This is a genomic window from Methylobacterium sp. C25 (genome assembly GCF_021352225.1).
Lineage (GTDB): Bacteria > Pseudomonadota > Alphaproteobacteria > Rhizobiales > Beijerinckiaceae > Methylobacterium.
Genome location: NZ_JAAUVI010000001.1, coordinates 1206773 through 1232020, shown reverse-complemented (window position 1 = coordinate 1232020; position 25248 = coordinate 1206773). Strand labels below are relative to the sequence as shown.

22 protein-coding genes are annotated in these 25248 nt (G+C 67.6%); 12 read left to right on the top strand and 10 right to left on the bottom strand.

The window, feature by feature from the left end:
- Position 1: 1 nt before the first annotated feature.
- From HCU64_RS05950 to tesB, 3 genes are all read right to left on the bottom strand, one after another.
- A complete protein-coding gene (locus tag HCU64_RS05950; protein ID WP_233382814.1) occupies positions 2–1516 on the bottom strand; it encodes an ammonium transporter in 1515 nt (504 codons plus the stop codon).
- An 82-nt stretch (positions 1517–1598) separates the two neighbouring features.
- On the bottom strand, positions 1599–1937 hold the full coding sequence (locus HCU64_RS05945; RefSeq protein ID WP_147818381.1) for a P-II family nitrogen regulator: 339 nt from the start codon (positions 1935–1937) through the stop codon (positions 1599–1601).
- A gap of 322 nt (positions 1938–2259) precedes the next feature.
- The gene (gene tesB / locus HCU64_RS05940; RefSeq protein WP_233382813.1) at positions 2260–3132 is read right to left on the bottom strand and encodes an acyl-CoA thioesterase II; all 873 of its coding nucleotides are present in this window, start codon (positions 3130–3132) and stop codon (positions 2260–2262) included.
- Between the two features lie 137 nt (positions 3133–3269).
- Here tesB and HCU64_RS05935 point away from each other — a divergent pair, with 137 nt between their 5' ends.
- Positions 3270–4535: an FAD-dependent monooxygenase gene (locus tag HCU64_RS05935; RefSeq protein ID WP_233382812.1), complete on the top strand. Its 1266-nt coding sequence runs from the start codon at positions 3270–3272 to the stop codon at positions 4533–4535.
- A gap of 8 nt (positions 4536–4543) precedes the next feature.
- On the opposite strand, the gene HCU64_RS25215 is transcribed toward HCU64_RS05935, so the two are convergent.
- Entirely contained in the window at positions 4544–4672 is a 129-nt protein-coding gene (locus HCU64_RS25215; protein WP_267922128.1) for a hypothetical protein, read from the bottom strand.
- Positions 4673–5105: 433 nt separating this feature from the next.
- Between HCU64_RS25215 and HCU64_RS05930 the strand changes: the two genes are divergently transcribed.
- The 5 genes from HCU64_RS05930 (at position 5106) to bioD (ending at position 11897) form a co-directional block, all read left to right on the top strand.
- Complete coding sequence (locus tag HCU64_RS05930) at positions 5106–6242, top strand: ATP phosphoribosyltransferase regulatory subunit (RefSeq protein WP_233382811.1); 1137 nt, start codon at positions 5106–5108, stop codon at positions 6240–6242.
- Position 6243: 1 nt separating this feature from the next.
- Positions 6244–7233 carry an ATP phosphoribosyltransferase gene (hisG, locus tag HCU64_RS05925; protein WP_233382810.1) on the top strand — a complete coding sequence of 330 codons (990 nt, stop codon included), beginning with the start codon at positions 6244–6246 and terminating at the stop codon, positions 7231–7233.
- Between the two features lie 131 nt (positions 7234–7364).
- Positions 7365–10217 carry an ATP-binding protein gene (locus HCU64_RS05920; protein ID WP_233382809.1) on the top strand — a complete coding sequence of 951 codons (2853 nt, stop codon included), beginning with the start codon at positions 7365–7367 and terminating at the stop codon, positions 10215–10217.
- Positions 10218–10428: 211 nt separating this feature from the next.
- Complete coding sequence (locus tag HCU64_RS05915) at positions 10429–11202, top strand: ferredoxin--NADP reductase (protein WP_233382808.1); 774 nt, start codon at positions 10429–10431, stop codon at positions 11200–11202.
- Entirely contained in the window at positions 11199–11897 is a 699-nt protein-coding gene (bioD, locus tag HCU64_RS05910) for a dethiobiotin synthase (RefSeq protein ID WP_233382807.1), read from the top strand. Before HCU64_RS05915 ends, bioD begins: the two co-directional genes overlap by 4 nt.
- 6 nt (positions 11898–11903) lie before the next feature.
- Here the strand turns inward: bioD and HCU64_RS05905 are convergent, their stop codons facing one another.
- A complete protein-coding gene (locus tag HCU64_RS05905) occupies positions 11904–12800 on the bottom strand; it encodes a LysR family transcriptional regulator (protein WP_233382806.1) in 897 nt (298 codons plus the stop codon).
- Between the two features lie 122 nt (positions 12801–12922).
- On the opposite strand from HCU64_RS05905, the gene dctA reads away from it, so the two are divergent.
- The 3 genes from dctA to HCU64_RS05890 all read left to right on the top strand — a co-directional run bounded on the left by dctA (position 12923) and on the right by HCU64_RS05890 (position 16115).
- A complete protein-coding gene (gene dctA, locus HCU64_RS05900) occupies positions 12923–14233 on the top strand; it encodes a C4-dicarboxylate transporter DctA (protein WP_233382805.1) in 1311 nt (436 codons plus the stop codon).
- 44 nt (positions 14234–14277) lie between these two features.
- Positions 14278–15441 (top strand): mandelate racemase/muconate lactonizing enzyme family protein, encoded by a 1164-nt coding sequence (locus tag HCU64_RS05895; RefSeq protein WP_233382804.1) that lies wholly within the window; start codon positions 14278–14280, stop codon positions 15439–15441.
- A 290-nt stretch (positions 15442–15731) separates the two neighbouring features.
- Complete coding sequence (locus HCU64_RS05890) at positions 15732–16115, top strand: VOC family protein (protein ID WP_233382803.1); 384 nt, start codon at positions 15732–15734, stop codon at positions 16113–16115.
- Here the strand turns inward: HCU64_RS05890 and HCU64_RS05885 are convergent.
- From HCU64_RS05885 to HCU64_RS05875, 3 genes are all read right to left on the bottom strand, one after another.
- On the bottom strand, positions 16112–17041 hold the full coding sequence (locus HCU64_RS05885) for a prephenate/arogenate dehydrogenase family protein (protein WP_233382802.1): 930 nt from the start codon (positions 17039–17041) through the stop codon (positions 16112–16114). The genes HCU64_RS05890 and HCU64_RS05885 overlap by 4 nt on opposite strands.
- 1 nt (position 17042) lies before the next feature.
- Positions 17043–18155, bottom strand: coding sequence for a pyridoxal phosphate-dependent aminotransferase (locus HCU64_RS05880; protein WP_233382801.1), 1113 nt, complete (start codon positions 18153–18155; stop codon positions 17043–17045).
- Positions 18156–18230: 75 nt separating this feature from the next.
- The gene (locus tag HCU64_RS05875) at positions 18231–19541 is read right to left on the bottom strand and encodes an MFS transporter (protein WP_233382800.1); all 1311 of its coding nucleotides are present in this window, start codon (positions 19539–19541) and stop codon (positions 18231–18233) included.
- Between the two features lie 243 nt (positions 19542–19784).
- On the opposite strand from HCU64_RS05875, the gene metX reads away from it, so the two are divergent.
- From metX to HCU64_RS05860, 3 genes are read left to right on the top strand one after another with little or no spacing between them, the layout of a single operon-like run.
- Positions 19785–20996 carry a homoserine O-acetyltransferase MetX gene (gene metX / locus HCU64_RS05870; protein WP_233382799.1) on the top strand — a complete coding sequence of 404 codons (1212 nt, stop codon included), beginning with the start codon at positions 19785–19787 and terminating at the stop codon, positions 20994–20996.
- Positions 20997–21018: 22 nt separating this feature from the next.
- On the top strand, positions 21019–21696 hold the full coding sequence (gene metW / locus HCU64_RS05865; protein ID WP_233382798.1) for a methionine biosynthesis protein MetW: 678 nt from the start codon (positions 21019–21021) through the stop codon (positions 21694–21696).
- Positions 21697–21703: 7 nt separating this feature from the next.
- On the top strand, positions 21704–22243 hold the full coding sequence (locus HCU64_RS05860; protein WP_233382797.1) for a hypothetical protein: 540 nt from the start codon (positions 21704–21706) through the stop codon (positions 22241–22243).
- Here the strand turns inward: HCU64_RS05860 and HCU64_RS05855 are convergent.
- On the bottom strand, positions 22240–23622 hold the full coding sequence (locus HCU64_RS05855) for an FAD/NAD(P)-binding protein (protein WP_233382796.1): 1383 nt from the start codon (positions 23620–23622) through the stop codon (positions 22240–22242). The genes HCU64_RS05860 and HCU64_RS05855 overlap by 4 nt on opposite strands.
- 254 nt (positions 23623–23876) lie before the next feature.
- Positions 23877–25223 carry a glutamate--tRNA ligase gene (gene gltX / locus HCU64_RS05850; protein ID WP_233382795.1) on the bottom strand — a complete coding sequence of 449 codons (1347 nt, stop codon included), beginning with the start codon at positions 25221–25223 and terminating at the stop codon, positions 23877–23879.
- Positions 25224–25248 lie beyond the last annotated feature (25 nt).

Below are 25248 nucleotides of genomic sequence, written 5' to 3'. Positions count from 1 at the left end.
ATCAGTAATTGTAGGCGCGCTCGCCGTGATCGGCGATGTCGAGGCCCTCGCGCTCTTCGTCTTCCTTCACGCGCAGGCCGATGGTGAAGTCGACGAGCTTGTAGAGGATGAGCGAGCCGAGACCCGACCAGAGCAGGGTGAGGCCGACCGCTTCCGCCTGAATGATGAGCTGGCCCATCATGTCGTAGGCGCCGAGGACGAGCTCACCGGGCTTGGTGGTGTAGTCGGGGATGCCGACGCCGCCGAGCTTGGGATCGACCAGGATGCCGGTCGCCAGAGCGCCGAGGATGCCGCCGACGCAGTGGACGCCGAAGACGTCCAGCGAGTCGTCGTAACCCAGGGCATTCTTCACGGTGGAGCACATGATGAAGCAGACGCCGCCGGCGACGAGGCCGAGGACGATCGAGCCCATCGGGCCGGCAAAGCCCGAGGCCGGGGTGACGGCGACGAGACCCGCAATGGCGCCCGAGAGCATGCCGAGCAGCGAGGGCTTGCCCTTCGCAACCCATTCCACGAGCAGCCAGGCCACCGCCGCCGCCGCCGTGGCGACGAAGGTGTTGATCATGGCGAGCGCGGTGGTGCCGTTCGACTCGAGGTTGGAGCCGGCGTTGAAGCCGAACCAGCCCACCCACAGGAGCGAGGCGCCGATCGTGGTCATGGTCAGCGAGTGCGGGGCGAGCAGGTCACGGCCGTAGCCGATGCGCTTGCCGAGCAGCAGGCAGCCGACGAAGCCGGCGATGCCCGCGTTGATGTGCACGACCGTACCGCCGGCGAAGTCGAGCGCGCCCTTCTTGAACAGGAAGCCCGCATCGGCGAGCGCCGCGTCGTAGGCGGCCTTGGCCGTGGCATTCGCCTCGCCACCTGCAGCCGCGAGCGCCTTGGCGGCGTCGGCGGTCAGGTCCGGGCCGGGCCAGTACCAGACCATGTGGGCCATCGGGAAGTAGATCAGCGTCACCCAGAGGACGATGAACACGATCAGCGCCGAAAACTTCATCCGCTCGGCGAAGGCGCCGACGATGAGGGCCGGGGTGATCATCGCGAACGTCATCTGGAAGCAGATGTAGACGTATTCGGGGATCACGACGCCGTTCGAGAAGGTGGCGACGGTGGAGTTGGCATCGACGCCCTTGAGGAAGGCCTTCGAGAAGCCGCCGACGAAGTCGTTGAGACCGCCGCCGTTGGTGAAGGCGAGGCTGTAGCCGTAGAACACCCACAGCAGGCAGACGATGCAGGCGATGGCGAAGACCTGCGTCAGCACCGAGAGCATGTTCTTGGTGCGCACGAGGCCGCCGTAGAACAGGGCCAGGCCGGGCACGGTCATCATCAGCACGAGCGCGGCCGAGATGAGCATCCAGGCGGTGTCGCCCTTGTTGGCCACCGGAGCGGCGGCCGCAGCGGCGGCAGGCGCGGCAGCGGCGGCTTCCGGTGCCGGCGTCTGCGCGAGGGACGGCTCGATGAAGAGGAGGCCGATGGCGGCCCCTCCCAAGCCGAGCGCAAGGAGGTTTCGGAGTTTCATGGACACGTGGCTCCCGATCGCGATGCGATTGTGATGGAGGAGAAAATGAGGGGTCCGGCCTCGGCCGGATCTGGGGAAGGGCTCAGAGAGCGTCCGCGTCGGTCTCGCCGGTACGGATGCGGATGGCCTTCTCGAGCGGCATGACGAAGATCTTGCCATCGCCGATCTGGCCGGTGCGGGCGGCACCGGCGATCGTGTCGATGACGTTGGTCACGAGGTCGGCGGCAACCGCGACCTCGATCTTCAGCTTCGGCAGGAAGCTGACGGCGTATTCGGCACCGCGATAGATTTCCGTATGGCCCTTCTGGCGGCCGTAACCCTTGACCTCTGTCACGGTGAGGCCGTGCACGCCGATACCGGTCAGGGCGTCGCGCACTTCCTCCAACTTGAACGGCTTGATGATCGCCATCACGATTTTCATGGGCGGCGCCCCCTGGGTTCACGCGTTATGCCGCCGGTCGCCTCTGTCGTCGTCGGGACGGGCTGGAGGTCCGGCGGTTCCGCAGGGCTCGGGATGAGCCTGCGACCGAGCCCCCTCATTCAAGGACTGTGCCAGACGGAACTTTTTCGGGTGTCGCGCTTCTGCCCAGAAACTGAGCCGGCGGTGACTCGCCAGAGGGCACAGGAAAAAGGCCAAGCTGCACAATTTCTGGCCAGATCGATGAAATCAGCGGCGAAAGGCAGGTATTGGCGCTGCCAGCCCGCTTAATCCCATCGAGAACGACTGAAATTCGAGCAGTTCTCTAGCTGCGCTGCCGGATCAGGCCTTCCTGCGCGACGGAGGCGACGAGGCGGCCGTCGCGGGCATAGATCGCACCGCGAGCGAAGCCCCGGGCGCCCGAAGTATTGGGGCTCTCCTGAGCGTAGAGCAGCCATTCGTCGGCCCGCGCCGGCCGGTGGAACCAGAGCGCGTGATCAAGGCTCGCAGACTGGATTTCGGGATCGAACACCGTGCGCCCATGGGCGATCAGGGTCGAGTCGAGCAGCGTCATGTCCGAGGCGTAGGCGAGCACGGCCCGGTGGATCGCCGGATCGTCGGGCAGCGTTGCGCCGGTGCGCATCCAGACGTGGAAGCGTGGCGGATGCGGAGCGCGGCTCAGGTAGCGCTCGACCTCCACCGGCTTCAACTCGATAGGCCAACTCTGGGTGAAGTAGGCGAACGTCTTCGCCGGGACGATCGTGTCGGCCTGCTCGGGGCTGGCCGCGATAAAGCTGCGTGCCTCTCCAAGCTCCTCCGGCATCGGCACGTCGGGCATGGCGCTGGCATGGTCATAGCCCGGCTCCTCACCGTGGAAGGAGGCCGACATCGCGAAGATCGCGCGGCCGTGCTGGATCGCCTTCACGCGCCGGGTGGTGAAGCTGCCGCCGTCGCGGATGCGCTCGACCTCGTAGACGATCGGCACGGCGGGATCGCCGCCGAGCAGGAAATAGGCATGCAGCGAATGCGGCGGCCGAGTCGCCTCGACGGTACGCGAGACTGCGACGAGGGCCTGCGCCACCACCTGGCCGCCGAAGACCCGCTTCCAGCCGCTCTTCTGGCAGGTGCCGCGAAACAGGTCTGTCTCGAGCTGTTCGAGATCGAGGATGGCGAGGAGTTCGCGGACGGCGTCGGACATGGTCTCGCAAGCTGTGGTCGAGCGGGCGATATAGCGCGCGGACCAGCCCTGTCGCCATGCATCGCGCTCAACCGCGCGGATTGCCGAGGGCAGCCGGGAGTGTCACTTCAGACGGGTACGGGTTGGAGGAGCGCACCATGACGGGTTCTGCGAGTCGCGCGGCGGGCAGCCGCAGCCTGCTCGTGGCCGGTGCCGGAATTCCGGGCCTCACGCTCGCGCTCGCGCTGAAACAGGCGAACGGTCCGGCAATCGACATCACGGTCTGCGATCCGGGACTGCCGGCTGGCGCCGCGCGTCACCGCGGCCGCGCCTACGCCGTGGCGGCCGGCCCGCGCCGGATGTTCGAGCGGCTCCAATTGTGGGAGCGGATTGCGCCGGCGGCTCAGGCGATCACCGATATGGCGATCACCGACAGCCGCCTCGCCGACCCGGTGCGTCCGATCTTCCTGACCTTCGCCCAGGGCGGCGAACCGGCGTCCGACGGCGAACCTTTCGCGCATATGGTCGAGGCCGAGCCCCTGGTGGAGGCGTTGCTCGCGGCGGCGCACGAAGCGGGTATCGGCTTCGAAGCGACGGGCATTGCGGCGGCCATGCCGGAGCGCAGCCGCATCCGGGCAACGCTCAGCGACGGACGTGAACTCGCCGCATCGCTGGTCGTCGCGGCGGACGGTGCCCGCTCGCGCCTCCGCGAGGCCGCGGGGATCGGCTGGGTGGGCTGGTCCTATCCGCAATCGGGCATCGTCGCGACGATCGCTCACGAGCGCGCGCATGAAGGCCGTGCCTATGAGCATTTCCTTCCAAGCGGGCCCTTCGCGACCTTGCCGTTGCCGGACCGAGACGGCCAGCACCGCTCGTCGATCGTCTGGACGGAGCGCCAAGCGGATGTCACCGCCCTGCTCGGCGGTGAGCCCGAGGACATGCTAGCAGAGATCGAGCGCCGTTTCGGACTCAAGCTCGGACGGCTCTCGCTGGAAGACGGCCCGAGCGCACACCCGTTGAGCTTCGGCATCGCCCGCGCCTTCCGCGGCGACAGGCTCGCGCTGCTCGGCGACGCAGCCCACGTGATCCATCCGGTCGCGGGCCAGGGCCTCAATCTCGGGCTGGCGGGGGCCGCAGCGCTGGCGGAGGCCGTGACTGCGGCCCTGCGACTCGGCACTGATCCCGGCGCGCCGGACGTGCTTCGCGCATACGAGCGTGCCCGCCGCTTCGACACCTTGACGATGGCGGCGGCCACCGACGGTCTCAACCGGCTTTTCTCCAACGATGCCCTGCCGGTCAGACTCGCCCGCGATTTCGGCCTCGGCTTCGTCGAGCGCATGCCGGGCCTGAAGCGATTCTTCATCGGCGAAGCATCCGCATTGCGCGGATCGCAGCCCCGCCTCCTCCGAGGCGAGGCGCTCTAGATCAGCCTTCAGGCGGTCTTGCGAAACAGCCAGATCACGTTGTCGGCACAGACCGGCTCGGCTTCAGGACGAACGGTCTCGGCCTGCGTCTCGATTACCATGGGCCGATTCGCGTTCCAGGCGATCCAGCGCGCCACGGGCCGCTCGCTGCACCGCCTCTGAATCCAGCTTGGTACCTTGGATCGTGTTGCCATGCCCCCCTCCATGAGCCCTCCCCTGGCAAGGGTTGGCTCAGTCCAAAGTCAGACCAGGAATCACTGTTTGGCAAGGGGTAACCATACGTAGCGCTGCGGCATCCCCCGATTTCGATCACGGACCCGTGATCCGAACACGGTTCGAGCCACGGCGCCGGCGTGATCCCACACCCTGCGTAATCAGCGTTTCCCGGCCACGTGGCGAGACGGTCGCCAACGGGCGCGCTGGTTGGTAGGAGAGCCGGACTTTAAGCATCTTCGCAAGGAGGCGAGGGCCGTCCACGCGAAGAAGAGGCGTAGCGACAAGACCTTAGCTCTTTCTCCATGAATCGCAGTTTCATGGGAGCGACAGACCAGTCGAGCCTGGACGAGGACCATGACGAGACCGGAGGCCAGCGGGGCGAGTGTGGCGGAGGCGGAGGCGCATGCGCGCCTGCTCGCCCATTTTGCGGAAGCCGGCTACGCCGCCGTGACCCCCCCGGTGCTGCAACCGGTCGAGCCCTTCCTGGAGCTATCGGGCGAGGACATCCGCCGCCGGATCTTCGTGACGACGGATGGCGCCGGTGCTGAACTCTGCCTGCGGCCAGAATTCACGATTCCGGTCTGCCGCCACCACCAGGCCATGCGGCCGGGCGAATCGGCTGACTACGCCTATCTCGGCCCGGTCTTCCGTCTTGCAGCCGGGGAGCCCGACGAGTTCACGCAGGCGGGCATCGAATCGATCGGCCGCACCGATACGCCGGCAGCCGATGCCGAGGTGCTCGGCATGGCGCTCGACGGGCTGGCGCGGCTCGGCCGCACGGACGTCTCGGTGCGCCTCGGCGATATGGGCCTCATCCATGCGCTGCTCGACGCGCTCGCCGTCCCGCCCGTCGCCAAGCGCCGGACGCTCCGCGCCATCGCCGCTGGACGCTCACTTGGCGAGGTCGCCAACACCGCCCAGGCCGAGGATCCGCATGCGGGGCTTCTTGCCGCGATCCAGGGTCAGGACCCTAAGGGCGTGCGCGCTTTCGTGGAAGACGTGCTCTCGATCGCCGGCATTTCGCGAGTCGGCGGACGCAGCGCGGGCGAGATTGCCGAGCGCTTCCTTTCCAAAGCCGCGGCGCAAGCCCAGGGTGGTGCCGGCCTCAATGCCGAGAATCGCGCCCTGGTCGAGCGCTACTGCGCGATCTCGGGAAACCCTGACCAGGCGTCCGAGGCTGTACGGACGCTGGCGCAGCAGGCGGGCCTGCACCATGACGGGCTGAATGCCGCGATGACTCTGTTCGAGGAGCGGACCGGCTTCATGGCCGCGCGTGGCCTGCCGATCGAACGCTTTGCCTTCTCGGGCAGCTTCGCGCGCAATCTCGACTACTATACCGGCTTCATCTTCGAGGTGACGGACGGCAGGCCCGGCACGCCGGCCCTCGTCGGCGGCGGCCGCTACGACGGCTTGCTGCAGCATCTCGGCAGTCCGGTGCCGCTGCCCGCGGTGGGCTGCGCCTTCTGGCTCTCGCGCTGCGGCGGGAACTGACATGACTGCTCAAGCCACCATAGAGCCCTTGGTGCTCGCCGTCCCCTCCAAGGGACGCCTCCAGGAGAATGCCGCCGCCTTCTTCGGCCGTGCCGGCCTGAAGCTCGCGCAGCTCAGCGGCGCCCGCGACTATCGCGGCACCCTGGTCGGCGTGCCCGGTGTCGAGGTGCGCTATCTCTCGGCCTCTGAGATCGCCAGCCAACTCGCCAGCGGCGCCGCCCATCTCGGCATCACCGGCGAGGACCTGATCCGCGAGACTTTGCCCGACGCTGAGACTGCTATCGAGCTGCTGACCCCTCTCGGCTTCGGCAATGCCACGGTGGTCGTCGCCGTGCCGCAGGCCTGGATCGACGTGCGCGCCATGAGCGATCTCGACGAGGTCGCCAGCGAGATGCGCCTACGCCACGGCAAGCGCCTGCGCATCGCCACCAAATATGTGAACCTCACGCGGCGTTTCCTGGCACAGCACGGGATCGCCGATTACCGCATCGTCGAGAGCCTGGGCGCGACGGAGGGGGCGCCGGCCGCCGGCACTGCCGAGATCATCGTCGACATCACCACCACCGGCGCGACGCTCGCGGCGAATGCCCTGAAGATCCTCGACGACGGCATCATCCTGCGCTCGGAGGCCAACCTTGTCGCCTCTCTGAAGGCGCGATGGAGCGAGAGCCAGCGCGAGGCCCTGCGCGCCGTGCTCGGCCGAATCAGTGCCGAGGAGCGTGCCCGCACTACCCGCGAGGTCCGTGCCGGGATGCCCGAGAATGGCGGAATCGACCTCACCAGCCTCGTCGCCCTGCACGAAGCCGAGCTGCCCTACGGTGCGCCGAAGGGGCCTGACGGCGAGATCGTGCTGCGATGCCCGATTGAGGCAGTGTTCACACTGTCCGACGCCTTGGTCCGGGCAGGAGCGCGCTCGGTGACGGTGCGTCGGATCGACTACGCCTTCGCCGCGGAGAATCCGCTCGCCGATCGCCTGCTCGCGCGGCTGTAGCGCGAGGACCACAGGAAGACGGGCCCCACGGCAATCGACGCAAATTTCAGAGGGGGTTAACGGAATTCGCGTTAGCTCGGACCGGTTCGCCGGGCGTTGTCACGTGCTGGTGCTCCAACCTTGATCCCGCGATGATCCCGCTTCCGCCGAACGAAGTCGAACGGCTGGCCGCGTTACGCGGTCTGCACATCCTCGACACGGCTTCGGAACCACATTTCGATGCGGTCTGCCGCACCGCGGCGGCCCTGTTCGGTGCACCGATCGCGCTGGTCTCGCTGATCGACGCGGATCGGCTCTGGGTGAAGGCGCGCTGCGGCGTCAACGTCGAGAGCGCACCGCGCAGGGATGCCTTCTGCAGCCGCACCATCCTCTCGGACGACGTCCATGTTGTCGAGGACGCACACCAAGACGGTTGCTTCGCAGGCAGTTCATTCGTCACCGGCGAGCCACATGTCCGGTTCTATGCCGGCGCTCCGCTCATCCTGCAGAAGGACCTGCGCGTCGGCAGCCTCTGCCTCGTCGACACCGTCCCGCGCAGCTTCTCGCCCGATCAGCGCCGCCAGCTCCAGGACCTCGCCGAGATGGTGGTGGCCCATCTCCACCTGCACGCGGCGACCGCCGACAAGGCGCGGCAGGCTGCAGCGCAGCAGGCCGCGATCCTCGGCCAGCTCGCCGAGGGCGTGATCGTCACCGACACGTCCGGCCGAATCACCCTGGTCAACGAAGCCGCCGCCGCGATCCACGGCGTCGCCCGCCTCGACGTCACACCGGACGATTACAGCGCCACCTACCACCTCTTCACCGATGATGGCCGGCCCTACGTGTCGCGGGATCTGGCCCTGGCGAGAGCCGTGCGCGGCGAGACGGTTCTCGGCTCGCGCTGGCGCATCCGGCGCCCCGACGGATCGGAAGTGCTCGCCGTCGGCAGCGCCCGCCCCCTGCTCGGACCGGACGGAGCCCAGATCGGCGCCGTGCTGACGGTGCGCGACGAGACGGCGCGGGACGCGGCCGAGGTGAGCCTGCGGGAGAGCGAGGCCCGCCTGCGCGCACTCACCGACAACATGCCCTCGGGCGCCGTCTACCAACTTGCGAATGGGCCCGGGCCGAACGGTGCCGGAAGGCGCTTCCTCTACGTCTCCCGCAGCTACGAGCGGATGACCGGCATCACCGCGGACGCCGCGATCGCCGATACGCGCGCCGCCTACGAGCTGATCGTCCCCGCCCATCGTGCGGTCGTCGCCGAGGCCGAAGAGCGCTCGATGCGCGAGCGGACGCCGTTCGACGTCGAGGTCCAGATCCGGCATGCCGGAACCGGCGAGTTGCGCTGGACCCGGCTGATCTCGGCCCCGCGTGACCTGCTCGACGGCTCGCTGGTCTGGGACGGCCTGATCATCGACGTCACCGAGCAGAAGCGCACCAGCGAGGCCCTTCGGGAGCTGAACGCGACTTTGGCTCAGCGCGTCGCTGCCCGCACGCAGGAGGCGGATGCGGCCCGAGAGGAGGCCGAGGCGGCGAGTCGGGCCAAGTCCGAGTTCCTGGCCGCCATGAGCCACGAGATCCGGACGCCGCTCAACGGCATCATCGGCTATACCGACCTCCTCCTCGACCATGCCTCCCTCGACGTCGCCCTGCACCCCCATGCCGAGCGCATCCGCTCGGCGGGCTCGGCCCTGCTGACGGTGGTGGACGACATCCTCGACTTCTCGACCGTCGAGGCCGGGCGGATCGCACTCTCGCCGGAGCCCCTCGCGCTCGACCATCTGGCCGAGGAGGCGGTGGCCATCGTGCGTCTCGGCGCCGAGACGAAGGGCCTGCATCTCGGCGTCGCGGTCGACCCCACGCTGCCGAGCCACGTCCTTGGCGACCACGACCGCCTGCGGCAGGTGCTGCTCAACCTCCTGAACAATGCGGTGAAGTTCACCGCCGAGGGCAGCGTGACGCTGACGATCGAGGCTGCGGCCCCTGCCGATGCTGCCGCGCATCTGCGCTTCTCGGTGCGCGATACCGGGATCGGCATACCAGCCGAGAAGCAGCATCTGCTGTTCGAGCGCTTCAGCCAGATCGACGGCACCATACGGCGGGAGTTCGGAGGCACCGGGCTCGGCCTCGCCATCTCCAAGCAGCTTGTCGAGTTGATGGGGGGCACGATCGGCCTGACGAGCGAGGCAGGACAGGGCGCGACCTTCTGGTTCGAGGTCACCCTGCCGCTGGCAGCGTCGGGACCGTGCCCAGCCATCGAACGCTTGGCCGTACCCCGCCGCGGCGGTCGCCGGCTTCTGCTCGTCGAGGATGTCCCGCTGAACCAGGACCTCGCCGTGGCCGTGCTCAGCCGGGGCGGCCACGCAGTCGACGTCGTCTCCGGGGGCTACGAGGCCATCGCGGCAGTCCAGGCCAAGGACTACGACCTCGTGCTGATGGACATCCAGATGCCGGGCATGGACGGCATTACCGCGACCCGACTGATCCGCGCCCTCGACCACCCGGCCGCCGAGGTGCCGATCGTCGCCATGACCGCCAACGTGCTGCCGCAGCAGGTCGAGAGCTATCGGCAGGCCGGCATGCAAGATCATGTCGGCAAGCCGTTCGAGCGGCAGGTCCTGTTCGCGATGATCGAGCGCTGGGCACTAGGCGGCGGCGAGGAGTCGATCGTTCCCGTCGAGCCGGCCGCCTATCGGGGCGCCTTCGATGCCCTCGTCGACTCGCTCGGCCGTTCTCGTGCCGACGACCTGCTCAGGACGCTCGTGGAAGAGCTCGACGCGCGCCTGGGCGAGGACGGAACCATCCCCGAGCGCAACAGCCTCGCCGACGGCGCGCATGCGATGGTGGCGGCCGCCAAGATGCTCGGCTTCGACGATCTGTCGAAGCTCTGCCGCACGGTCGAGACCGCCTGCCGCACCGGCGCGGACTACGCCCCGCTCATCGCGCCCCTGCACGAGCAGAGGCGCATCGCCCGCCACAGGATCGGCGGTCTGCTCGCTTCCTGAGCGCGATGTGGCTCACCGGGCTGACTTTGTTGTGATCCCGCGCCCCTGCCAGCGCCGCGATTCAGTCATGAACCGCTGGCATGGCGCCGCTCACGACAGTGATGAATCGGCCGCCTGCTGCAGGGTCTCGGCACTGTCTTCGGCTTGACGGAGCCGCTGCACCTGCGAGAAGAGCGGCAAAAAATCACCGGATTCGGGACAATTTAGAATTATGAGCAAGTACTACGAAGAGCGGGTTCTCAGCGTTCATCATTGGACCGACACGCTTTTCTCTTTCCGGACGACCCGCGATCCTTCGTTTCGCTTCCGCAACGGCGAGTTCACGATGATCGGCATCGAGGTCGAAGGCCGGCCTCTGTTGCGCGCCTATTCGGTGGTCTCGGCCAATTACGAGGAAGAGCTCGAGTTCTTCTCGATCAAGGTCGCCAACGGCCCGCTCACCTCGAAGCTGCAGCATCTCAAGGTCGGCGACCCGATCATGGTCGGCAAGAAGCCGACTGGCACGCTCGTGCTCGACAACCTGCTTCCAGGTAAGAACCTCTACCTGCTCGGCACCGGCACCGGCCTTGCCCCCTTCATGTCGATCATCAAGGACCCGGAGACCTACGAGCGTTTCGAGAAGGTCGTGCTGGTCCATGGCTGCCGGCAGGTGCAGGAGCTCGCCTATGGCGAGACCATCACCGAGTCGCTGCCGAACCACGAGTTCCTCGGCGAGGTGATCTCGGCCGGTCTGATCTACTACCCGACCGTGACCCGCGAGCCCTTCCGCAACCGTGGCCGCATCACCGACCTGATGGTCTCGGGCAAGCTGTTCGAGGATATCGGCCTGCCGAACATGTCGATCGAGAACGACCGCTTCATGCTCTGCGGCTCGCCGGAGATGATCCGCGACACCCGCGAGCTGCTTTCCGGCCTCGGCTACGAAGAGGGTAACCACGGCGAGGCGGCCCACTACGTCATCGAGAAGGCCTTCGTCGAAAAGTGAGCGAGACGCCTCGGCGCCGCGCCCTCTTCATCGTCGGCGCCGGAACCGAGATCGGCAAGACCTACGCGACCGCCGCGCTGACCCGTCGCCTGCGCGAGCAGGGACGCAACGTCCTGACGCTGAAGCCGCTGGCCAGCGGTGTCCCGCCGATCGACGATCCTGCCTTCGCCGAGAGCGACACCGCGATCCTGCTGGCGGCGCAAGGACTTCCCGTCACACCGGAGACGGTCGAGGCCTGCTCGCCCTGGCGGTTTTCTGCCCCCCTCGCGCCCGACCAAGCCGCGGCGCGGGAAGGCCGAGAGCTCCATCTCGACGAACTCGTCGCATGGTGCGAGCGGCAGCTCTCACCCCATCGACACCCTCATCCCGAGACGACCGTCCTCATCGAGGGCGTCGGCGGCCTGATGAGCCCGATCACCGCCGAAGCCACCGGGCTCGACTGGCTGAAGCGGCTTGGTTTGCCGGCTCTTCTCGTCTCTGGATGTTATCTCGGCGCCATCAGCCACGCTCTCACCGCCGCCGAGACCCTGCGCGCCCATGGCGTGCCGCTCCTGGCCGTGGTGGTGAGCGAGAGCGAGGGCGCGCCGACCGAGCCGGAGGTCGTGGCGCAGGCGATCGCGCGCCGGGTGATGGCCCCGGTCGCTGTGATGCGGCGCGGCAGCGGCTTCCCGGATGCGCTCATGGGCTGCCTCTGAGCGGCATTAGCCCTCCTCCAACCGCCCCCACAGCGCATCGGCGACGTGGTTGCGGCAGTCGAGAGAGCGGAACAGCCGGATCTCGATAGGGATGTCGAACCGTGTCGGGCCGGCCCGTACCAAGCGGCGGCGGGCGAGATCCTCCTCGGCCAGCGTCCGCGGCAGCCAGGCGAGGCCGTGGCCTTCGCGTGCCATGGTCAGGAGGGTGGCGGCGAGCCGCGAGGTGAACCCCGCCTCGAGATGCAGCTCGTCGCTCTCCGCGACCTGCGCGGCGAGGATGCGGCCGAGGCCGGAGGCCTGGGCATAGCCGAGATGGGGCACCGGCCGCACGCGCGTGCCCGGAAGCGGCCAGAGCGGCGCGCCGTTCTCGTCGGGTGCGCAGACCGGCACGAGCACGTCCTCGCCGATGCCGAGGCTCGGAAACCGGTCCGCCTCGAAGCGCATCGGCACCTGCGGGTGGCAATGGCACAGCAGGAAATGCACCTCGCCGCCGAGCATCATCTGCTCGCAGGCCTCCATGCTGTCGGAGACCAGATTGAGCGCGCCGAGCGCCTCGACGCGCATCAGCCCGCGGATCCAGGCCGGGAAGAACGTGAAGGAGAGCGCGTGAGTAGCCGCCACCGAGAGAGCGCCGGTATCCCGCTCGCCGATGGCCTGCGTCTCGCGGCGGGCCCGGTCGAGGGCCCGCATCATCTCGACGGCCTGCGGCTGGAAGTGCAGCCCGGCCTCGGTGAGCACGGCTCCTTGCGCACCCCGCACGAAGAGCGGCGTGCCGATCCAGTCCTCGAGCGCCCGGATGCGCCGGCTGAAGGCGGGCTGCGTCACGTTCCGGGCGTCGGCGGCGCGGGAGAAAGTCTTCTGCTCGGCGAGCGCCAGAAAATCCTTCAGCCAGTCGAGATCCATGCCGATGCCGTTCGCGCATAACGCGAACCGAACATGGCATTGGCCCAAGCAGCGAGTCCAGCCGTAGGTCTTCGGGAAAGCCCCCGCACGAGGGGCACTCAGATCCCGGGAGGATCACGGCCATGAAGCACTGGCTCGGCAAGCTCTACATCCAAGTCTTCATCGGCATCATCCTCGGTGGACTGGTCGGGTACTTCTTGCCCGATATCGGCATCGCGCTGCAGCCCTTCGCGGACGGCTTCATCAAGCTGATCAAGATGCTGCTCGCGCCGATCATCTTCGGCACCATCGTCGTCGGCATCGCCAAGATGGGCGACCTCAAGGAGGTCGGCCGCATCGGCATCCGGGCGCTCATCTATTTCGAGGTGGTCTCGACGCTGGCCCTCGTCATCGGCCTCGTCGTCGTGAACGTCATGCAGCCGGGCGTGGGCATGAACATCGATGCCTCGCACATCGATGGAAAGGCCATCGCCGGCTACGCCAAGGTCGCCGAGACGCAGCCCGGCCTCGTCGGCTTCCTGATGGACATCATCCCGACCACCATGGTCGACGCCTTCGCCAAGGGCTCGATGCTGCAGATCATCCTGATCTCGGTGCTGCTCGGCATCGCCCTCGTCCAGGCCGGCGAGCGCGGCCGGCCCGTGGTCGCGGTGATCGACAGCCTGCTCGATGCGCTGTTCCGCATCGTCGCCATGGTGATGCGGCTCGCTCCCCTCGGCGCCGGCGCCGGCGTCGCCTTCACCTTCGGCAAGTACGGCATCGGCACGGTCTGGTCGCTCGCCTACCTGATGCTCGGCGTCTACATCACCTCGATCGTCTTCGTGGTCGTGATCCTCGGCTCGGTGGCGCGCTGGGCTGGCTTCCCGCTCACGAAGTTCCTCGCCTACTTCAAGGACGAGATCCTCATCACCTTCGGCACCTGCTCGACCGAAGCAGTGATGCCCCGGATGATGACGAAGCTCGAGCGGCTTGGCTGCGACAAGTCCGTGGTCGGCCTCGTCCTGCCCACCGGCTACACCTTCAACGCCGACGGCACCTCGATCTACCTGACCATGGCAGCGATCTTCGTCGCGCAGGCCACCAACACGCCGCTCGATATTGGGGGGCAGCTCGTCATCCTCGGCGTGCTGCTGCTGACCTCGAAGGGGTCCGCGGGCGTTGCAGGTGCCGGCTTCGTGACGCTCGCGGCCACCCTGTCGAGCATCCACACCGTGCCGGTGACCGGCCTCGTGCTGCTGCTCGGCGTCGACCGCTTCATGAACGAGGCACGGGCCGTCACCAACCTCATCGGCAACGGCATCGCCACCATCGCCGTCGCGAAATGGGAGGGTGCCTTCGACCAGGCGAAGGCCGAGGCCGCCTATCGCGACCGTGCCCTCCAGGCGCCCGCCGAGCTCACGGCCGATCCTCACGCCGCAGCCGTCGCGTCCTGATGCGAGGCCTTCTCCCAAACAGAGTTCAAACCCGAGAGAGCATCATGCGCATCGTCGACGTCTGCGAGATCACCAAGCCGATCTCATCGCCCATCCGCAACGCCTATATCGACTTCACCAAGATGACCGCGAGCCTGGTGGCCGTCGTAACCGACGTGGAGCGCAATGGCCGCCGCGTGGTCGGCTACGGCTTCAACTCGAACGGCCGCTACGGCCAGGGCGGCCTGATCCGCGAACGCTTCCGCGATCGGCTGCTCCAGGCCGACCCGAAGAGCGTGCTCAACGAGGCCGGTGACAATCTCGACCCGCACAAGCTCTGGGCGGCGATGATGACCAACGAGAAACCGGGCGGCCACGGCGAGCGCTCGGTGGCGGTCGGCACCCTCGACATGGCGATCTGGGACGCGACGGCGAAGATCGCCGGCAAGCCGCTCTTCCGCATGCTCGCCGAGCAGGATGGCCGCGAGGCCGACCCGCGTGTCTTCGTCTATGCGGCCGGCGGCTACTACTATCCCGGCAAGGACTATTCTGCGCTGCGTGCCGAGATGCGCAGCTATCTCGACCGCGGCTACAACGTCGTGAAGATGAAGATCGGCGGCGCGCCGATCGACGAGGACCAGCGCCGCATCGAGGCCGTGCTCACCGAGATCGAGGGCCAGGCCCGGCTCGCCGTGGACGTGAATGGCCGCTTCGACCTCGAAACCGGCATCGCCTACGCCAAAATGCTCCGCGAGTACCCTCTGTTCTGGTACGAGGAGATCGGCGACCCGCTCGATTACGCCCTCCAGGCGGCGATGAGCGAGTTCTATCCCGGCCCGATGGCCACCGGCGAGAACTTGTTCTCGCACCAGGACGCCCGCAACCTGCTGCGCTACGGCGGCATGCGCCCTGACCGCGACTGGCTGCAATTCGACTGCGCCCTGTCCTACGGACTCGTCGAGTACCTGCGCACCCTCGCCGTACTCGACCAATTCGGCTGGTCGCGCAGCCGCTGCATCCCGCATGGCGGCCACCAGATGTCGCTCAACATCGCCGCCGGCCTCGGGCTGGGCGGCAACGAGAGCTACCCCGACCTGTTCCAGCCCTATGGCGGCTTCCCAGACGGGGTGAAGGTCGAGGACGGCCACATCACCATGCCGGAGATCCCGGGCATCGGCTTCGAGAGCAAGTCGGACCTGATCACGGTCATGCGCGAGTTGGCGGAGTAAGGCCCTCACACCCGCACCGTCATCCCGGGGCCGCGAAGCGGAACCCGGGATCCAGAGCCGCCGACGATCGCCATGTGAGGCGCCGTCGCGGCAGGGTCGGATCCGGCAGCGGTTCTGGATTGCCCGCCTCCGGCGTGCCCCTCCGGGTCCGGGTTCGCCTTCGGCGCCCTGGAATGACAGTGGTGGGATACTGTGGCCGGGCTGGTGGCAGGACGCCGAAAACCGGCTACCGCATCGCCCATAACCGAGCCGCGCCGTCCGCGAAGCCGACCGCACCAGGAACCCCCGCCATGCCCTATCGCATCGACCACGTTCACCTGCGCAGCCGCGACGCGGTCGCGGCCTCGGTCTTCTATGTCGAGAAGCTGGGTGCCCGTGAGATCCGCCGCGACGGCGCGCCGGTCACCCGCGTCGTGCTCGATCTCGGCGGGCTGCACCTGTTCATCGAGCAGGCGCCGGACGATATCGCGCCGGGCGGCAAGGCCCCGCATCTCGGCCTGGAGCATATCGGGTTCGCAGTCGACGATATCGAGGCGACCTTTGCCGAGCTCAAGGCCAAGCACCTCGACATCGTCTCCGGCATCAACGACGTGAAGCCGGGCCTGCGCACGATCTTCATCAACGGACCGGACGGCGTGCTGATCGAGTTCCTGAAGCGCGACTTCGCGCTCTAGTTCGCCTTCGGGTCCGGCCGCGCCCGGCCGAAATCCGGCTCGGCCGTCTCCTGCCCCATGGCGACAATGCCCTTCCGGATCGCGCGGGTGCGGGTGAACAGCTCGAACAATGCATCGCCGTCGCCCCAGCGGATCGCCTTCGTGAGGGCGGCGAGATCCTCGTTGAAGCGGCCGAGCATCTCCAGCACGGCGTCCTTGTTGGTGAGGAAGACGTCGCGCCACATGGTCGGGTCGGAGGCGGCGATGCGCGTGAAATCGCGAAAGCCGCCGGCTGAGAACTTGATGACTTCCGACTGGGTCACCGTCTCCAGATCGGCGGCGGTGCCGACGATGTTGTAGGCGATCAGGTGCGGCACGTGGCTGGTGATCGCTAGCACGAGGTCGTGGTGCTCGGGCGTCATCGTCTCGACGATGGCACCGAGGCCCTCCCAGAAAGCCGTGACCGTGGCGACCGCGGTCTCGTCCGTGCCCTCGGGCGGGGTGAGGATGCACCAGCGGTTCTGGAACATCGTCGCGAAGCCGGAATCCGGGCCGGAATACTCGGTGCCCGCCACCGGATGGGCCGGCACGAAGGGGTTTTCGGGCTTCAGATGCGGCGTCGCCGCCGCGACCACCGAGCCCTTCACCGAGCCGACATCCGACAGGATCGCGCCGGGTTTCAGATGCGGCGCGAGCTCGGCCGCCGCCATGCCAATGGCACCCACCGGCACGCAGAGGATCACGAGATCGGCCTTGGCCACGCCCTCAGCGAGATCCGCCGTGGCGCGATCGGCGATGCCGAGCGCACGGACGCGCTCGAGCACGGCCTCGTCACGGTCCACCGCAACGACCCGGTCGGCGAGCCCATAGGTGCGCGCGCCGCGGGCGATCGAGGAGCCGATCAGGCCTAGCCCGACGATGGCGACGGTGTGCAGGACGCTGCCCATCCTAGCCCCGGCCAAAGCTCTTCAGCGCATCGATGAAGGCCCGGTTCGCCTCCTCGCTGCCGACGCTGACGCGTAGCGCATTCGGCAATCCGTAGGACGCGACCTGGCGAACGATAACGCCGTGCTTCGTCAGGTGAGCGTCGGCCTCGGCGGCTGTGCGGCCAGGCTCGTCGGGAAAGTGAGCCAGCAAAAAGTTCGCGACGCTCGGCGTGACGGCGTAGCCGAGCGCCTGGATCTCGTTCGTGAGCCAGCCGAGCCATTCGGTGTTGTGCGCGACGGCGGACGCGAGATGGGCCTCGTCAGCAATCGCCGCCGCGCCCGCGGCAATGGATCCGTTCGACAGGTTGAACGGCCCGCGGATGCGGTTGAGCGCATCGACCACGCCCTCCGGCCCGACCATCCAGCCGATCCGCTGCGCGGCGAGCCCGTGGATCTTCGAGAAGGTGCGGGTCATGACGACGTTCTGGGATTCGAGCGCCAGCTCCAGCCCGGCGCCGTAATCGTTGGCACGGACGTATTCGGCATAGGCGCCGTCGAGCACCAGCAGCACGTTGCCCGGCAGCCCGGCATGCAGGCGGCGAACCTCGTCGAAGGGCAGGTAGGTGCCCGTCGGGTTATTGGGGTTGGCGATGTAGACGATCTTCGTGCGCGGCGTGACCGCGGCGAGGATGGCGTCGACGTCGGTGGTCAGGTTCATCTCCGGCACCACCACCGGCGTGCCGCCAGCCGACAGCATCGCGATCCGGTAGATCAGGAAGCCGTGCTCGCAATAGATGCCCTCGTCGCCCGGGCCGACGAAGGCGTGCGAGAGCAGGAACAGCAGCTCGTCCGAGCCCGCGCCGCAGACGATGCGGGCCGGGTCGAGCCCGAAGCGGGCCGCGATGGCGGTGCGCAGCTTCGATGCGGTGCCATCCGGATAGGCTGCGAGCTTGGCCGATGCTTCTCGGAGGGCCGCCACGGCATGCGGGCTCGGGCCCAGCGGCGTCTCGTTCGAGGAGAGCTTGTGCACCTTGGCGACGCCCGGCGCCGTGCTCTTGCCGGGCACATAGGCGTCGATGGCGAGCACGCCGGGCTTGGGCACCGGGCGAAGAGGGGTCGAGGCGGCGGCGGACATGGCTTCGGACAACTGTCGGATGCGATCGAATCCGGTTCGTCTACAGCATTTCGCGCCGCCGTGGAGTCCGCAGGGTCACGCCTCCGCGTTCGCGTCGAGGTCCCGCCCCTTCGTCTCGGGCATGAGCATCGCCGCGATGGTGCCGATGATGCTGAAGGCGACAAGGTAATAGGCCGGCGCCAGCCGGTCGCCGCTGACCGCGATCAGCTTGTTCACCACCCAGTTGGTGCTGCCGCCGAAGATCGAGACCGAGAAGGCGTAGACGATGGACAGCCCGGCGCTGCGCACCGCCCGCGGCAGCGATTCCGGGATGCCGACGATGATCGCCGCCGCGTTGATCGAGGAGAGCGCCGACATCAGGAAGGTAACGGCATAGACCGAGAGCGCCGTGGGCTTCTGCGCCAGCCAGGCGAAGGCCGGGATCGCCAGCAGAACGATGACGGCGCGCGGCCAGATCATGATCGGCTTGCGCCCCGTCCGGTCTGCGATCCAGCCGCCGAGGAGCGGAAACGCGATCGAGGCGAGCCCCAACGCGATCGGCACCGCCGTCGAGACCTGCTCGGTGAGCCCCAACGTCGCCTGGGCATAGACCGGCATGTTGGTGCCGATGGAGTTCGAGACGGTCGAGGCCGCGATGATCAGGAAGGTGAGGAGCAGCAGCTTTCCGTGCTCGCGCACCAGTCGTGAGACGACGGCGAAGGTCGAATCCGCTGCCGCCGGGTCCTTCTCTTCGCCAGCCGTCTCGGGCAGGTGGCTGCGGATGACGAGGCCGACCGGCACCACGGTGAGGCCGAGCAGAAACATGCCGCGCCAGCCCCATTCCGCCATGGCGTGATCGCCGACGGCCAGCGTCAGCACGGAGGCGACGATGCCGGCGATCAGCGCGGCGCAGCCCTGGCTCGCGATCTGCCAGCTCGCCACGAAACCGCGATGATCGGGCGGCGCCGCCTCCAGCAGGTAGGCGGTGGAGGGGCCGACCTCACCACCAAGCGCCAGCCCCTGGATCAGCCGCCCGACGATGACGATGGCCTGCGCCCAGCCGCCGAGGACGTCGTAGCCCGGCGTGAGCGCCAGCATCAGCATGCCGACCGCCATGAGCGCGATGGTGATGAGCATGGCGGGCTTGCGCCCGGCCCGGTCGGCGAAGGCCCCAATCACGATGCCGCCGATCGGCCGCATCACGTAGCCGATGCCGAACAGGGCCAGCGAGGCGAGCAGACTGTCGGTAGCGTTCTTCGACGGGAAGAAGGCGGCGCCGATCGGCACGGCGAAGAAGGCGTAGATGGTGAAATCGTAGAATTCGAGGGCGTTGCCGAGCACCACGGCCCCAACGGCTTTGCGGTCCAGCCCGGGATGGCCCTGTGCGTCAGCGATCTCGCCCGTCATTCCCGCTCCTTCGCTTATTGCGGCGCACTCATAAACCAAGGCGAGCGGATTCGTTGCAGAGCTGGCGATAACTCCCCGCAAACAGTCGCTTCCTCCTTTCGTTGACGCATGGGGAAGGGCACATTACCTCCAGTCGGCCCTGCCAAGTCTCGACAGGCCGGCCCCCGCGTCGCCGCATGACAACGCGAGAGCTTCGACCGATGGCCGGGGTGAACGGCCCGGGGGGCAGCACCCGAGCGCGCGATGGACACCAGCTTGACGCCAGATGCGCAGACCGGCCTCCGCGACGAGGAAAGGCCGGCGCGCCGCGACTACGACGCCCTTCCGGCCTCCGACCCGAAGAGCCCCGTCGCGCTGTTCGGCACCGACGAGCCGCTGGCGATGGATTCCGGCGTCACGCTGGCGCCGTTCCAGGTCGCCTACCAGACCGTGGGGACGCTCAATGCCGAGCACTCCAACGCGGTGCTGATCTGTCATGCCCTGACCGGCGACCAGCATTTCGCCCATACCCATCCGGTGACCAAGAAGCCGGGCTGGTGGGAGACCCTGGTCGGCCCCGGCAAGCCGATCGATACCGACCGCTATTTCGTCATCTGCTCGAACGTGATCGGCAGCTGCATGGGCTCGACCGGCCCGGCCTCGCTCGATCCGGCGACGGGCCGACCCTACGGGCTCGACTTCCCGCTCGTGACCATCCGCGACATGGTCCGCGCCCAGGCGATGCTGCTCGACCGCCTCGGCATCCGCGACCTCTTCCTCTGCATCGGCGGCTCGATGGGCGGGATGCAGGTCCTGCAATGGGCCTCGCTCTTCCCCGAGCGCGTCTTCGCGGCGATGCCGATTGCCACGGGCGCCCGCCACTCGGCCCAGAACATCGCCTTCCACGAGGTTGGCCGGCAGGCGATCATGGCCGATCCAGCATGGGCGGATGGGCGCTATCTCGAAGAGGGTACGCGGCCGGCCAAGGGCCTCGGCGTCGCACGCATGGGCGCGCACATCACGTACCTGTCCGAGCCTGCGCTACACCGAAAGTTCGGTCGCCGCCTGCAGAACCGGGCGGCACCGACCTTCTCGTTCAACGCCGACTTCCAGATCGAGAGTTACCTGCGCCACCAGGGGCTGTCCTTCGTCGAGCGATTCGACGCCAATGCCTATCTCTACCTCACCCGGGCCATGGACTATTTCGACCTCGCCGAGGACCATGGCGGCGTGCTCGCCAATGCCTTCCGCGGATCGAAGACCCGGTTCTGCGTGATCTCCTTCACCTCGGACTGGCTGTTTCCGACGGCAGATTCCCGGGCGATCGTCCACGCGCTGAATGCGGTCGCGGCACCCGTGGCCTTCGTCGAGGTTGAGAGCGACAAGGGCCACGACGCCTTCCTGCTCGACGAGCCGGCGCTGTTTTCGGCCGCGCGGGGCTTCATCGACGCAGCGGCGCGGGCGCGTGGGCTGTGACGGGAATGCGTTTCGGAACTCCATGAGCAACACCGTCACCGATGCTGCCTCGGCGCCCCCCTGGGACGCAGCAGAGCAATTGCCGCGGGGCGCGGAGGACCGCGTCGACCACCTCGTCGTGCTCGGCCTCGTGCCCGATGGCGTGCGCGTGCTCGACATCGGCTGCGGCGACGGTTCGCTGCTGGCGTTGCTGCGCGACCGGCGCAACATCGATGGTCGCGGCATCGAGCTGTCGCGCGAGGGCGTGAACGCCTGCCTCGCCCGCGGCCTGCCGGTGATCCAGGGGGACGCCGACACCGACCTCGCCAACTACCCGGACGATGCCTTCGACGTCGTGGTGCTCTCCCAGACCATCCAGGCGACGCGCAATCCGCGCATCGTGCTCGAGCACCTGCTGCGCATCGGCAAGCAGGTCATCATCTCCTTCCCGAATTTCGGGCATTGGCGCGTGCGGGCCGAACTCGCCTTCCGCGGCCGCATGCCGGTGACGGAGATCATGCCCGAAACCTGGTACGAGACCCCGAACATCCACCACTGCACGATCCGAGACTTCGTCGGCCTGTGCCGCACTGTCGGCGCCAGCATCGAGAAGGCCACCGCGCTGGACGGACGCGGCAAGCCGATGCGCTACTCGATGCCGTGGTGGTTCTGGAACCTCGTCGGCGCGCAGGGGGTGTTCCTGCTGCGGCGGGGCGGCTGAGAGCAGCGTGAGCGCAAACGGCTCGTCTGCGCCGGCGCTCCAACGCGTCGCCGTCCTCGGGCCGCCCGGGAGCGGTAAATCCACTCTCGCCCGCCAGCTCGGCGAACGCTACGGACTGCCCGTCTTCCATCTCGACCAGCTGTATTTTGGGCCCGGGTGGGTGCCGGTGGAACCGGACGCCTTTCGTGCCGAGGTCGAACGGATTGCGGCACTCTCAGCCTGGGTGATCGACGGAAACTACACCGCGACGATCGCACCGCGGCTCGCGACGGCGGATACGGTGATCTACCTCGACGTGCCGACCTGGCTGGCGATGGCCCGTATCGCAAGGCGCACCATCGCGAGCTATGGACACGAGCGGCCGGAGATGGCTGCCGGCTGCCCCGAGCGGTTCGAGCCGGAATTCCTGCGTTTCGCGCTCTCCTGGAACCGAACACGGCGGGCGCGGAGCCTCGCTATCGCGGAGGGCTTCGCGAGGCGTGGGATCGTGCTGCGCAGCTGGCGGCCGATACGCGACCTGTCGCGCATTCTAGATAGCGATCCCTAAGCCGCCTCCGCCCGCGCCAACTCCGCGGCGATGCCGGCAGCGAGGTCGGCCGCCTGATTGCGGATGTCGGGCACGGCAATGCACTCCCAGAGCGCGCCCCGCATCAGCGGACCGATCGTCCAGAGCGGTCCGCCCAGCGGCAGCCCGCGCGCACGGAAATCAGAATCGACGTCAAGCCCGAGTCCGAAGGGGCCTGGCCGCACCAAGCCCCGGCCGATCAGCCGCCGCAGCAGCGGGTCCGATGTCTCACTGACGCGGCCGATGCCGGTGGCGTCCAGGATGCACTGGACCGTGAGGCGCTCCGGCTCGATCGCACCGCGCGGCCTGAGCGTCACCACGGCGCGGCTCGGCTCGTCCTCGATCGACAGAATGCGTCCTGCCCGCACGATCAGGCTGCCTGCGGCGATATCGTCCTCGATCGTAGACGCGGCTGGGGGAGCGGATCGATGGCGATGCACGTCCCAGAAGGGCCGCAGATGGCGGAGGAAGCGGCCACGTTCCGGCGCGGGCAGGCTGCGCCAGATGAAATCGACAATTGGGCGCAGCGCGTCGATCACGCTTCGCCAATCACCGTCGGCTGCAACCGCCATCGCACGGATGCGCCGGGTCAAGGTCGTGAGCGAGCGAAGATCAGCTGCCGTGAGATTGGGGACGGGGAGCGCCTCGGTCGGCGCATGGGCGTTCGGCAGCAGGCCTCGGCGTGACAGGGCCACGATGGGCCCGGAGAAGCCGCTGCGGCGCAGGCTGATGACCGCATCAATCATGCTCAGCCCAGTGCCTACGATCAGAACGGGTAATTCCGGCTGCAGCCGGCCGATCGTCTCCGGCGACCAGAGGTCGGCCCGGTGCCGGCTGTAAGGCTCGCCTGCGCCGGCGAGGTTGCCCATGGCGAGCACCGCACCTGCCACCGGCAGGCTCAGACCTCCCTCCGTGCGCACCGCAAAGCCCCCCGGGCCAGGCATGAGGTCGGAAATGCCATCATTGACGAGGCGGAGGCGCGGCAGATTAGAGCCGGTGACGGCTTCGGTCAGGATCTCGGAGAGATAGCGTCCGTAAAGTGCCCTCGACGCGAAGGTGCCGACCGGCGTCACCCGGATGCCGGGCGCCTCGTCTGGAGGCAGATCGGCCGCGTTGTGCGCCAGCCATTGCTCGAAATGCCTTGGGCAGTCCGGAAACGCGCTCATGTTCGAAGCGCGCAAGTTCAGGAAATGCCCGAAATCGTCGGTGCCATAGGCAAGGCCGCGTCCGAAGCTCGCGGAACGCTCGCAGAGCAGCACCGGCCGATCGCTCGGCAGCGAGTCCAACAACTGGATCGCCGCCATCGTGCCGCTGAAGCCGGCGCCGATGACAGCAATGGGGAGCGCGGAATGAGCGCTCATGATGCGATGCTCCAAAAGGGATCAGAATGCTGCTTGCTCGACAGCATAGGCAGCCCGTTCTTTATATCGAACAAAATGCTGATCCGTAAAGGGTCTCATCCATCACTTCGCTCATTCAGAAGTGTGGCCCAAAAATTCCGCTCAAGCGATGTTCTGAATTTTCAATTCCCCGGCTTGTTCTGCTCCAGAAGACACCGGCGTCGGAAAGATCTTCCGTCATTCCGTTTCTTATAACGAACGATCTTCTCTGGCGCTCAAGCCGATTCCCCGGCCAAGCGCTGGGCCGTCCGCTCGCGGCCGATCAACGGCAGCAGGCCAGCCAGATCCGGACCATGGTCGAGCCCAGTCAGCGCTAGACGGAGCGGCATGAACAGCACGCGGCCTTTGGCCCCCGTCGCCTGCTTCACCGCCTCGGTCCAGCTCTTCCAGGTTGTGGCATCGAAGGGGCCATCCGGCAGCAGGGCGAGCGCCTTTTCCAGAAAGCCCGCATTCTGGATCACCGGGCTCACCGGGCCGGCCACCACACGCCACCACTCCGCCGCCTCGTCGACTTTGCCGAGATTGGCCCGCACCACGTTCCAGAACGCTTCTGCCGTCTCCTCGTGGATGCCTAGCGCCAGCAGGCGCTCGCGAGCCTCGTCGAAAGGCATCGCGTGGACGAGTTGCGCGTTGATGACGTCGAGTTCCGATGGGTCGAACCGGGCCGGTGCCCGCGAGATTCGGCCGAGATCGACCAGGCCCGCCAAATCATCGAGCGAGCCGACTGCCCGAACCGCCTCGGCGGTCCCCGTCAGCACCGCCAGCGAGTTCACCGCGGCAGCCTCATAGCCCGCTTCGCGAAGGCTGCGCAGAGACAGGTGCCCAAGTCGCTTCGACAGACCCTCTCCATCTGACGTGGTCAGCAGGTTGTGGTGCGCGAATACCGGCACCGGATAGCCCAGCGCCTCAAAGATCTGCACCTGCACACCGGTATTGGTAACGTGGTCCTCGCCGCGGATGATGTGGGTCACGCCCATCTCCGCGTCGTCCACGACAGAAGGCAAGGTGTACAGCGCCGTGCCGTCCTCGCGGATCAGAACTGGGTCCGAGAGCGAAGCGCAGTCAACATGGCTCTCGCCACGCACCAGATCATTCCAGGCGACGACCTTGTGGTCGAGCTTGAACCGCCAATGTGGGCGCCGGCCCTGAGCCTCCAAGGCCGCCCTCTCCTCGCCCGTCAGGCTGAGCGCGGCGCGGTCGTAGATGGGCGGCAGTCCGCGGCCGAGCTGCCGCTTACGGCGGCGGTCGAGTTCTTCCGCCGTCTCGTAGCAGGGGTAAAGCCTGCCCTGCGCGATCAGCGTCTCCTTCGCGGCCTGATGGCTCGCATTGCGCTCGCTCTGCCGCGCGAACAGGTCGGGCTCAATGCCGAGCCAAACGAGATCCTCGCGGATCGCACCCGCGAATTCCTCCGTCGAACGCTCGCGGTCGGTATCGTCGAGGCGGAGCAGAAAGCGGCCGCCCTCCCGTCGCGCAAACAGGTAGTTCAGCAGAGCTGGCCGGGCATTGCCGATATGCAGGAAACCCGTCGGCGAGGGTGCGAAGCGGACGAGAGGCGTTGTCATGCGCGCACGCCTAGCCGCTTTGTCA